The 10,196-nt window shown below is 71.6% G+C and carries 11 protein-coding genes; 4 read left to right on the top strand and 7 right to left on the bottom strand.

Annotation, left to right across the window (positions count from 1 at the left end):
• The coding region (locus JWP28_RS13585) for a P1 family peptidase (RefSeq protein ID WP_299543679.1) at nucleotides 1-533 on the bottom strand (533 nt) is incomplete at its 3' end.
• A gap of 134 nt (nucleotides 534-667) precedes the next feature.
• On the opposite strand from JWP28_RS13585, the gene JWP28_RS13580 reads away from it, so the two are divergent.
• Entirely contained in the window at nucleotides 668-2,389 is a 1,722-nt protein-coding gene (locus JWP28_RS13580; protein WP_299543677.1) for a gamma-glutamyltransferase family protein, read from the top strand.
• 157 nt (nucleotides 2,390-2,546) lie between these two features.
• Here JWP28_RS13580 and JWP28_RS13575 read toward each other — a convergent pair whose 3' ends face one another.
• The 4 genes from JWP28_RS13575 to JWP28_RS13560 form a co-directional block, all read right to left on the bottom strand.
• Entirely contained in the window at nucleotides 2,547-4,040 is a 1,494-nt protein-coding gene (locus tag JWP28_RS13575) for a HAMP domain-containing sensor histidine kinase (RefSeq protein ID WP_299543675.1), read from the bottom strand.
• An 88-nt stretch (nucleotides 4,041-4,128) separates the two neighbouring features.
• Nucleotides 4,129-5,172, bottom strand: a complete 1,044-nt coding sequence (locus JWP28_RS13570; protein ID WP_299543674.1) for a quinone-dependent dihydroorotate dehydrogenase — start codon at nucleotides 5,170-5,172, stop codon at nucleotides 4,129-4,131.
• Nucleotides 5,169-5,510 carry a DUF952 domain-containing protein gene (locus JWP28_RS13565; protein WP_299543672.1) on the bottom strand — a complete coding sequence of 114 codons (342 nt, stop codon included), beginning with the start codon at nucleotides 5,508-5,510 and terminating at the stop codon, nucleotides 5,169-5,171. The genes JWP28_RS13570 and JWP28_RS13565 overlap by 4 nt, the downstream gene beginning before the upstream one ends.
• Nucleotides 5,507-6,016 (bottom strand): histidine phosphatase family protein, encoded by a 510-nt coding sequence (locus tag JWP28_RS13560; protein ID WP_299543671.1) that lies wholly within the window; start codon nucleotides 6,014-6,016, stop codon nucleotides 5,507-5,509. The genes JWP28_RS13565 and JWP28_RS13560 overlap by 4 nt, the downstream gene beginning before the upstream one ends.
• Before the next feature lie 102 nt (nucleotides 6,017-6,118).
• Between JWP28_RS13560 and JWP28_RS13555 the strand changes: the two genes are divergently transcribed.
• Both JWP28_RS13555 and metW read left to right on the top strand, forming a co-directional pair.
• Nucleotides 6,119-7,273, top strand: a complete 1,155-nt coding sequence (locus tag JWP28_RS13555) for a homoserine O-acetyltransferase (RefSeq protein ID WP_299543669.1) — start codon at nucleotides 6,119-6,121, stop codon at nucleotides 7,271-7,273.
• Between the two features lie 15 nt (nucleotides 7,274-7,288).
• Entirely contained in the window at nucleotides 7,289-7,993 is a 705-nt protein-coding gene (metW, locus tag JWP28_RS13550) for a methionine biosynthesis protein MetW (RefSeq protein ID WP_299543668.1), read from the top strand.
• On the opposite strand, the gene JWP28_RS13545 is transcribed toward metW, so the two are convergent.
• Nucleotides 7,990-8,544, bottom strand: a complete 555-nt coding sequence (locus JWP28_RS13545) for an SRPBCC family protein (RefSeq protein ID WP_299543666.1) — start codon at nucleotides 8,542-8,544, stop codon at nucleotides 7,990-7,992. The genes metW and JWP28_RS13545 overlap by 4 nt on opposite strands.
• Nucleotides 8,534-9,325: an SDR family NAD(P)-dependent oxidoreductase gene (locus JWP28_RS13540; RefSeq protein ID WP_299543665.1), complete on the bottom strand. Its 792-nt coding sequence runs from the start codon at nucleotides 9,323-9,325 to the stop codon at nucleotides 8,534-8,536. The genes JWP28_RS13545 and JWP28_RS13540 overlap by 11 nt, the downstream gene beginning before the upstream one ends.
• Before the next feature lie 77 nt (nucleotides 9,326-9,402).
• Here JWP28_RS13540 and JWP28_RS13535 point away from each other — a divergent pair, with 77 nt between their 5' ends.
• Nucleotides 9,403-9,966: a TetR/AcrR family transcriptional regulator gene (locus JWP28_RS13535; protein WP_299543664.1), complete on the top strand. Its 564-nt coding sequence runs from the start codon at nucleotides 9,403-9,405 to the stop codon at nucleotides 9,964-9,966.
• The last annotated feature ends 230 nt before the right edge of the window (nucleotides 9,967-10,196 follow it).

The raw sequence follows: 10,196 nt of genomic DNA, 5'->3' as shown, positions 1-10,196 counted from the left end.
GCCACCAGGGCGCCCACCGTGATCCCGTCCGCGGCGACCACCGAGGCCGACCCGATCCCGCCCTTCAGCGACCCGGCCATGGCCCCGTAGCCCGCGCCGGCGGTCCCGAGCTCGAACGCCTCCGACGCCGAGGCGGTCGCCGCCACGCCGAGCGCGCGATAGGGCGGCGCCTCGCCCCAGGCCTTGTCGCCGCCGTTGGCCAGGTCGAAGAGGATGGCCGCCGGGATCACCGGCGACACCGGCACGGCCGGGTTCTGGACGAGGCCGTAGCCTCGGCCCCGCGCCCCCAGCCAGGCCGCCGCGCCGTCGGCGGCGGCGAGGCCGTAGACCGATCCGCCCGACAGCACGACCGCGTCCACCGCCTCCACCAGGTTCTCAGGCGCCAGCGCGTCGGTCTCGCGCGTGCCCGGCGCCCCGCCGCGCACGTCGCAGGCGCAGACCGCCCGCATATCGGGCAGAATCACGGTGACCCCGCTGCGCACAGCGGCGTCCTGCGCCTGGCCCACCTTGAGGCCCGGGACGTCAGTGATCATGTTGCGGACGCCCGGGCGGGCGTGCGAAGGCATCGTCTCCATGGGCCACGGACCTCGCACGTCGGCCGGTCCGTTGTCCACGCGCGCCCTCCCGCTATGGTGGCGCTTCACCCTCCATCCGGAGCTTACCCTAAGTGACCTTCGTCAAGCGTCTGCTGCCCCTTGGGCTCGCCGCTCTCCTCTCCGGCGCCTCGATCGCCGCGCCCCTGGCGGTTCAGGGAAAGCCCACCGCATCCGAAAAGGGCCCAACCGCCATGGTGGCGGCGGCCAATCCGATGGCGGTGGACGCCGGCCTGAAGGTGCTGAAGGCCGGCGGCTCGGCGGTGGACGCCGCGGTGGCCGTGCAGGCGGTGCTGGGGCTCGTGGAGCCGCAGAGCTCCGGGCTCGGCGGCGGGGCGTTCATGACCTATTACGACGCCAAGACCCACCAGGCGACCGCCTACAACGGCCGCGAGACCGCGCCGGCCGGCGCGACGCCGGAGATGTTCTACGGCCCCGACGGCAAGCCCCTGCCCAAGGGCCAGGCGATGATCAGCGGCCGTTCGGCCGGCGTGCCCGGGGCCATCGCCATGCTTTACCTGGCCCAGCACGAGCACGGGAAGCTGGCCTGGGCGAACCTGTTCGGAGACGCCGAGCACCTGGCCGCCGACGGCTTCCCTGTGCCGCGCCGGATGGCCGAGGCCGCGAGCTCGCGCGCGCCGCAGGCCTCGCAGCCCGACGCCGTCGCCTATTTCACCAAGCCCGACGGGACCAAGGTGCAGCCCGGCGACATCATGAGGAATCCGGCCTACGCCGACACCCTGAAGAAGCTCGCCGCCGAGGGCCCCAAGGCCATCCTGGGAGGTCCGATCGCCGAGGCCATCGTCGCCAGGCTGCACCAGGGCCCGCTGCCGGGGACCATGACGCTGAAGGACCTGGCGAGCTACAAGCCCAAAGCCACGCCCGCGGTCTGCCGGCCCTACCGGATCTATGTGGTCTGCGTGCCGCCGGCGCCCTCCGGCGGCCCCGCGGTGCTGGAAGGCCTCGGCATCCTGCAGCGCACCGACATTCCGGCGCATCCGAACGACGCCCAGGGCTGGTATCTGTTCAGCCAGGCCAGCCGCCTGATGTACGCCGACCGCGACCGCTACTACGGCGACCCGGATTTCGTCGACGTGCCGATGGAGGGCCTGCTGGCGCCCGACTATCTCGACGCCCGCGCCAAGCTGATCAACCCGACGACCGCCGGTCCGCCGCCGCGGCCCGGCCAGCCGCGCGGAGCCGGCGTCCGCGCCCCGGACCACACCCTGGAACCCGGCGGCACCACCCACTTCGTGATCGTCGACAAGGACGGCAACGCGCTCTCCATGACCACCACCGTCGAGAGCATCTTCGGCGACGGCCGGATGGTGGCCGGCTTCTTCCTCAACAACCAGCTCACCGACTTCTCCTTCGAGCCGAAGGATGCCGACGGCGCGCCCGCCGCCAACTCGGTGGCCGGCGGCAAACGGCCCCGCTCCTCGATGGCCCCGGCCATTGTGCTCGACGGGCAGGGCCGGCTGGTGGAGGCGGTGGGCTCGCCCGGCGGCCCGTCGATCATCGCCTTCAACCTGAAGGCCCTGGTGGCGACGCTCGACTGGAAGCTGCCGATGCAGCAGGCGCTTGCCCTGCCCAACCTGATCGCCGCCGGGAATTTCTACGCCTCGGAGCCGGACAAATATCCGCCCGGCGTGGTGGACGCGCTGGCGGCCAAGGGCGTGAAGCTGGCGGGCGGCCCGTTCGGCGAAGGCTCCGGCCTGCATGGCATCGAGGTCACCCCGAACGGCCTGCGCGGCGGCGCGGATCCCCGGCGCGAGGGCGTGGCGAAGGGATACTAGTGTGCTGGATTGAAGTTCGCCGTCTTCACGGGCCACGCGCCGAGCGAACTTCAAATCCAAGAAAGCACACTAGAAACATATACTTGCTAGTGTCCTCATCGATTCCGATGTTCGCCAAAGCCAGCCGCAAGCGCTTGCGAACTTCGGAATCGGGACACTAGGTCGCCGAGTTCTTCGCCGCTCGCCGCCGTGTCGGCGCCGGCGGCGGGGCGCCCGGCAACCGCAGTTCGAAGGTCGATCCCCCTGGGCCCGTCGCCGCCAGCGTCAGGTCGCCGCCGTGGCCCTGGGCGAGCTCGCGGGCGATGGCGAGGCCAAGGCCCGCCCCGTCCGGGCGCCCCGACCCGGCGAAGGGCTGGAACAGCCGCTCCCGCGCCCGCTCCGGCACGCCCGGCCCGTTATCCGCCACGCGCACAAGGCTGGCGTCGCCCAGCCGCGTGAGGCTGACCGCGATGCGGCCAGGCGCCGTACGATCCTCCTGGTGCTCCATCGCCTCGCGGGCGTTGCGCAGCAGATTGGCGAGGATGCGGTGCAGCTGGTCGGGGTCGGCGGTCACCCGCTCGGCAGGGCCGACGTCTATCGCCAGCGCGATGTCGTGCTCGGCGAGCCGCGCCTCCTCGGCCGCGGCCTCGACAGCGGCGGCCAGCCGCACGGAACTGGTTTCCGGCGCCGCCTCCTGGCTCTTGCCGTAGGCCAGCACGCCCGACGCCAGCTTCACCGCCCGGTCCAGCGCGCGCTCCAGCCTGGGCAGGGCCTGGCTCACCTTGGGGTCCTTCAACGCCGCCAGCCGCTCGGAGGCGATCTGGGCGCTGGTCAGCATGTTCTTCAGGTCGTGATTGATCTTGGCCACCGCCTCGCCCAGCGCCGCCAGTCGCGCCCGCGAATTCAGCGCCACCCGCAAGTCCGCCTGCATCCGGTCGAGCTCGGCCTCGGCCCGGCCGATCTCGTCCTGCCGGCCGGAAAGCTGTACGCGGGCGCGGGCGTCGTCCGGATCGGCGCGGAACCGCTCCATGGCCCGGGTAATCCGCTGCATCGGCCGCACGAGGAAGAGGTTCAGCGTCAGGTAGACGAGGAACCCCGCCACGCTGGATACGAAGGCCGCCACCAGCACCAGCTTCCAGAGGTAGGAGATCAGCCCGCGCTTCAACTCGGCGTCCGGGGCCACGATCTCCACGAAGTCGGCGTGCCGCAGGAAGGTCGGGCTCGCCACCACCCGCACATAGCGCCCGTCGCCGCCGATCAGGGTCTGGAACGGCGCGATCAGCCAGGAGACCGGGGCCTGGTCACGCAGGTCGACGAGGTAGGGCGCGTGCTTGAGCGAAGGCCCCCCCAGTACCAGGCGGCGCATGCCTTCCGTCTGGATCGCCACGCGCGTGACGCCTGCGCCTTCCAGCAGCTGGGCGGCGATCTGCTGCGAGACCTTGCGGTCGGGCGTCGCGTCGGGGGCCAACGAGGCCAGCTCGGCGGCCCGGATGCGGTCGAGCAGCCATTTCTCTTCGAACGACGCCAGCGCCGGCGGCAAGGCGAAGGCGCCGGCCGCGACGACGAACAGGATGGTGAGCGTCAGCAGGCGCGCGGAAAGGCCGCCCGGCCAGAAGAAGCGGGGCCTCTTGGGCCTTTCGAGCTCCTGGGGCGTGGGGGCGGCGTCCGCCATGATCCTTCCGAGTTAATCCAGCATGGCTATTTCGGCAACGCGACCCGTTCGCCTGCAAGCTTCGCGCCTCTGTCTGGTGCGCTGCCGCCTAGTTTGCGCCCACGGCCTCGCTTACCGAAGCAAAGCCGTCGGCGCGCAGCCGGGCGGCCAGCTCGCGCTTGACGCGGCCGACCAGGCCCGGCCCCTCGAACACCAGGGCGGAGTAGAGCTGCACGGCGCCCGCCCCGGCCCGGATCTTCGCATAGGCGTCCTCGCCCGACGCGATACCGCCGACGCCAACCAGCGCCAGTCGCCCGGCCGAGGCCTGGGCGAATTCGCCGAGCACGCGCGTGGAGAGCGCCATCAGCGGCGCGCCGGAAAGCCCGCCCGCCTCGCGGGCGAAGCGTGACGCCAGCGCAGGCCGCGAGACCGTGGTGTTGGAGACCATGATCCCCGCCAGGCCGTGGGCGAGGCAGGTCCCGACGATGGCCTCGACCTCTCCGGCCTCCAGGTCCGGCGCGACCTTGAGGAACATCGGGGCGCAGCCCGCGGGCGGCAAGGCGTCCCGGGCCTCCGCCAGCCGGCCCAGCAGCTCGTCGAGTGCGGCCCGGGTCTGCAGGGCGCGAAGCCCCGGCGTATTGGGCGAGGAGACGTTGATCGTGAAATAGGACGCCAGGCCCCAGAGCCGCTTCAGCCCGGTGACGTAGTCGCCGATGCGGTCCTCGGAGTCCTTGTTGGCCCCGATGTTGGCCCCGACCATCCCCGGTCCCCGCCGCGCCAGCCGGCCGGCGAAGGCTTCCAGGCCGCGGTTGTTGAAACCCATGCGGTTGATCACCGCCCGGTCCTCGCTGAGTCGGAAGAGCCGAGGCCGCGGATTGCCAGCCTGGGGCAGTGGCGTGACCGTCCCACACTCCACGAAGCCGAAGCCGGCGCGCAGCATGGGGGCGAACACCTTGGCGTCCTTGTCGAAGCCCGGCGCGAGGCCGACCACGTTCGGCAGAGCGAGGCTCGCCAGCGACGAGGCCAGGATCGGATCGTCCGGGCCGCCCGCCGGGCCCAGGCCCAGCCTCAGGCCGGCGATCGCCAGGCCGTGCGCGTCCTCCGGATCGAGCGCCCGCAGGGCCCGGGTCGCCAGGCCATGCAGGCCGCTCACGCGCCCGTCTCGATCTGCGGGACACCGTCAGCGCCCAGCGGCGCCTCGGTCACCGCGCGCACCAGCGCCGTCTCCAGATGGGCGTACAGGTGCGGGAAGAGGTCCCCGCCGCGGGAGACTTCCCAGCGCAGCGCCGGGCCCAGGTCATCGGCCTCCACGGCCAGCACCACCAGGTCCTCCTGGCCGGCGAAGTGACGGCGCGCGGTCTCCTGCGCCTGTTCGGCCGTCGAGAAGTGCATGAAGCCGTCCTGCCGGTCGATCGCCGAGCCGTCGAAGCGCCGCGCCGCCAACGCAGCCTCCCACTCCCAGCGCGGGAGGATCTTGTAGATACGGCTCAATCGCCGCGCCCCGAATCGCGTTCCGGAAAGAACAGGCCGTCGAAGGCCGGGCGGCCGTTGTCGTCGATCAGGAACACCGCCGCCGCCGCGGTTGGGAAATGCCGCTGCGCCCGCGCGATCAGCGAGGACGGCGCCGAACCTTCCATCAGCAGCCTGACGGCCAGTTCCTGCAGGCCGGGATTATGGCCGACCACCATCACCGTGCCGCAGGTCCCCCCGGCCCGCTCGGCCTCGTGACGCACCGCGCCGGAGTCAGCGTGGTAGAGCTCGTCGTCGAACCTTGCCTGGGCTTTGGGGAAGTGCGGCTCGGCGGCGGCCCAGGTCTCCCGCGTGCGCGCGGACGGCGAGACCAGCACCAAGTCGGGCGCGAAGCCGAGGTCGGCGAGGTGAGCGCCCATCTGCACGGATTCCCGCACCCCCCGCGGCGACAGGCGGCGGTCGAAGTCCTCGCCGCTGGCGGACTCCGGTTCAGCCTTGCCGTGGCGGAAAAGGATCAGCCGGTCCATGCACGCTCCACCCCCGAATGAACCTCATAGCGGCGCCCGCGCCGACTGCGAAGCCGCCGCGGGGCCATTGACACCGAATGGGCTTGGCGGTCCAAGGCCCGCATGACCCCCCGGGCCAAGACCATCCCTGCGAGCGAGACGGACGGCGGGACGATGCGCTTCCCGGCCAGCAAGGCGCTGCGCCTGGACTCCGGCGCCAGGCTTGAGCCGCTGGAGATCGCCTACAGCACCTACGGGCGGCTGAACGAAACCAAATCGAACGCCGTGCTGGTCTGCCACGCGCTGACCATGGACCAGTATGTCGCCTCGACCAATCCGGTGACCGGCCGGTCCGGCTGGTGGAGCCGCGTGGTGGGCCCCGGCCTGCCGCTCGACCCGGAGCGCTACTTCATCGTCTGCGCCAACGTCGTGGGCGGCTGCATGGGCTCGACGGGCCCCGCCTCGACCAGCCCCAAGACCGGCCAGGCCTATGGCCTCACCTTCCCGGTGATCACCATCGGCGACATGGTCCGCGCCCAGGCCATGCTGATCGAGGCGCTCGGCATCGAGACCCTGCTGGCGGTGGTCGGCGGCTCCATGGGCGGCATGCAGGTGCTGCAGTGGGCCGCGGACTATCCGGAGAAGCTGTTCAGCGCGGTGTGCATCGGCGCCGCCCCCCGCCATTCGGCGCAGAACATCGCCTTCCACGAGGTCGGCCGCCAAGCGATCATGGCCGATCCGGACTGGCGCGGCGGGGCCTATGAGGCGGCGGGCGTGCGCCCGGAAAAGGGCCTGGCCGTCGCCCGCATGGCCGCCCACATCACCTACCTTTCGGAAGCCGCCCTGCAGCGCAAATTCGGCCGCGAGCTGCAGCGCGACGGTCTCTCCTGGGGCTTCGACGCCGACTTCCAGGTGGAGAGCTACCTGCGCCACCAGGGGACCAGCTTCGTCGACCGCTTCGACGCCAACTCCTACCTCTACATCACTCGCGCGCTCGATTACTTCGACCTCGCCGCCCACCACGGCGGCGTGCTGGCCGAGGCGTTCCGCAAGGCGCGCGGCGTACGGTTCTGCGTGCTCTCCTTCTCCTCCGACTGGCTCTATCCGACGGCGGAGAGCCGCGACATCGTCCGTGCGCTGAACGCCGCCGGCTGCCGCGCCAGCTTCGCCGAGATCGAGACCGACAAGGGCCACGACGCGTTCTTCCTCGACGAGCCGCAGCTCGACGCGACCCTGCGCGGCTTCTTCGCCTCCACCGCTCAGGCCCGAGGACTATAAGGGTGGGGCTGTAGCTTGAGCGCCATCCGCGAGGACTTCGCCGAGATCCTGCGGCTCGTGCGGCCCGGCGCGCGGGTGCTGGACGTGGGCTGCGAGGACGGCGAGCTGCTTGAGCTGCTCACCCGCGAGAAACGCGTCGACGGCCAGGGGCTGGAGATCAGTCCCGCCGGCGTCTCGGCCTGCCTGGCGAAGGGCCTGGCGGTGGTGCAGGGCGTCGGCGACCGCGACCTCGACCACTTCCCGACCAAGGCCTTCGACTACGCGATCCTGTCGAAGACCCTGCAACAGATGCGCGAACCCCGGCACGTGCTCTCCGAGTTGCTGCGCATAGCCGACCAGGCCATCGTCTCGGTGCCGAACTTCGGCCATTGGCGGATGCGGGTCTCGCTGATGGCCCGCGGCCGCATGCCGGAGACCCGCGCCCTGCCCGACCCCTGGTGGTCCACGCCCAACATCCACCTGTGCACCCTTCGCGACTTCACCGACCTCTGCCGCGAGCTGGACCTGCGCGTCGACGCCTGCGCGGCGCTCTCCAACGGCAAGCCGGCGCGTCCGATCCAGCCCGACGGCCTCCTGGAGAACTGGCGCTCCGAAACCGCCCTCTTCCTGCTCAGCCGCCGCGCCGAAGCGCAGCCCGCCGCCGTGCCGCAGAACCTGTTCGGGGAGGTGGAGCTGCCGAAGCCGGAGGGCGCGACACCGAGGCGGCGGCGGAAGGCCTAGAGCGCCCGCTCGGCGCCGGCCTTCATGGTCTTCAGGGTCTCGCGCATCAGCACCGCATAGGCGCGGTCGAGGAAGGCGGCCTTCAGCAGCCAGCGGCCCAACGGGCCGAGGAAGCCGGGGAACCGGTCGGCGCGGAGGCGGAAGGCGTAGGTCCAGACGACCTCGGTGCGGCCCGCGTCCAGCGCCACGTAGCGGAACTCGCCGATGGCGTAGGCGATCGGGCGCGCCGCGGCGGTCGTGTAGTCCCAGACCTGGTAGCGGAAGCGCTCGCCGGGGATCATCTCCAGCACCTGCTCGGTGGCGCCGGCGCCGTCGCTCAGGTGCACGATCCTCCGCGCGCCGGGCACGCCCCAGGGCCCTGGCGTCAGCTGGGTGGTGCCGACCACGCCGGGCAGGGCGCCCGTGGCGGGCAGGTTGTCCTCCAGCTTCTGGGCCATGTTCCAGTCGAACAGCGCCGGCGCCGGCCGCTCGATGACGATGCGGTCGGTGCGGGCGATCATCGGCGCTCGCGGATCGATCGCCGGCGGCGGCGGAAGAAGTTCAGTCGGCACTGGCGCCTCCTTCGCAGGGCAGGATCACGCCGGTGGTCCAGCGCGACTCCTCCGACAGCAGGAACAGGGCTGCGCGGGCCATGTCGTCGGGGTGGGCGATGTAGTTCATCGGCATGGCGTCGGCGATCATCTCGCGCCGCGCCTCGGTGTTCATCCAGCGGCCGAACATCTCCGAGTCCGTGGGACCCGGCGCGATGGCGTTCACCCGGATGCCCCGCCGCGCGTACTCCAGCGCCACGCACTTGGTGAGGCCCGCCAGGCCCCACTTGCTGGCCGCGTAGTCGCCGTTCTGCGCGCCGCCCACCAGCCCGCCGATCGACGAGGTGTTGACGATGGCGCCGCCGCCCGAGGCCAGCATCGCCGGGATCTCGTGCTTGATGCAGAGGAAGACGCCACGCAGGTTGGTGGCGATGACCTGGTCGAACTTCTCCGTGGAGAGCTCCGTGAACGGTACATGCGCCCCGCCGACGCCAGCGTTGTTGAACGCCCCGTCCAGCCGTCCATGCCGCTCGACGACGGTTGCGACCGCCTGCGCGACGGAGTCCTCATCGCGGACGTCGCACGCGACCGCGGACACCGCGAGGCCGGCGTCGGACAACTCGCGGGACAGGTCCGCCAGGCGGTCCGCTCGCCGAGCCGCAGCCACCACCGTCGCGCCCTCCTCGGCGAACCTGCGCACGGCCGCGGCCCCGATCCCCGACGAGGCGCCGGTGACCAGCACGACCTTCCCGGCCAGCCGGGTCGAGGCGAGGGCGAGCGGCGGCGGACTAAGGTACGGCATGACGGTCTCCGAGGTTGACAACGTCAACCTGCCGCATTGAGGTTGACGTTGTCAACCAATCGCGATCTGCTGCCTGCGTGGTCCAGAACACCCGCGACGCCCTGATCTCCGCCGCCGCCCGCCTGCTCGACCGGGGCGGACCGGCCGCCGTGACGCTGCGGGCCGTGGCCAAGGCCGTCGGCGTCTCCCACAACGCCCCCTACAAGCACTTCCACGACAAGCAGGACCTGCTGGCCGCCATCGCCGCCCGGGAACTCTCCCGCCCGGGCCTCTCGAACGCCGCGGCGCCAACCGATCCCGTCCAGGCGCTGCGGCGCATGGCGCAGGCCTATGTGGACTGGGCGCAGCACCATCCGGAGCGCTTCAAGCTGACCTTCGGCCCCTGGCGCGGCGGGACGGACGAACTCGGGGTGTCCGCCACGGCGGCGCGCGGGCGCTTCGTTGACGCCGTCGTGCGCGCCCAGGCGGCCGGTCAGCTCGTCGCGGGCGATCCGGAGCGGGTGACGGCCCTGATCCTCGCGCTGGCGCACGGGGCGGCGGACCTGGCGCTGGGCGGCCATCTCAGCCGGGAAGGCAAGGGCCGCGCCGATCCCGGCGATCTGCTCGACGACCTCTTCGCCCTGATGGCGCCTCGGCCCTAGTGTCCCGATTCCGAAGGTCGCAAGCGCTTGCGGCTGGCTTTAGCGAACTTCGGAATCGATAAGGACACTAGCAAGTGTATGTTTCTAGTGTGCTTCTTGGATCTGAAGTTCGCTCGGCGCATGGCCCTGAATGCGGCGAACTTCAAATCCAGCACACTAGGCGGTCGCGAGCGCCCTCGCCCGCCGCTGGCGCCGCAGCATCGCGCCGGCCGCCCCCAGCCCCAGGATCG

The sequence above is a fragment of the Phenylobacterium sp. genome (genome assembly GCF_028290885.1).
Classification (GTDB): Bacteria; Pseudomonadota; Alphaproteobacteria; order Caulobacterales; family Caulobacteraceae; genus Phenylobacterium.
This window is presented reverse-complemented; position numbering and strand designations above follow the sequence as displayed.

Bases quoted from the DNA above. Each gene is read 5' to 3' on its own strand.
- JWP28_RS13560 (WP_299543671.1), bottom strand. From the start codon at position 6,016: ATGGACCGGCTGATCCTTTTCCGCCACGGCAAGGCTGAACCGGAGTCC.
- JWP28_RS13555 (WP_299543669.1), top strand. From the start codon at position 6,119: ATGACCCCCCGGGCCAAGACCATCCCTGCGAGCGAGACGGACGGCGGG.
- JWP28_RS13575 (WP_299543675.1), bottom strand. From the start codon at position 4,040: ATGGCGGACGCCGCCCCCACGCCCCAGGAGCTCGAAAGGCCCAAGAGG.
- JWP28_RS13540 (WP_299543665.1), bottom strand. From the start codon at position 9,325: ATGCCGTACCTTAGTCCGCCGCCGCTCGCCCTCGCCTCGACCCGGCTG.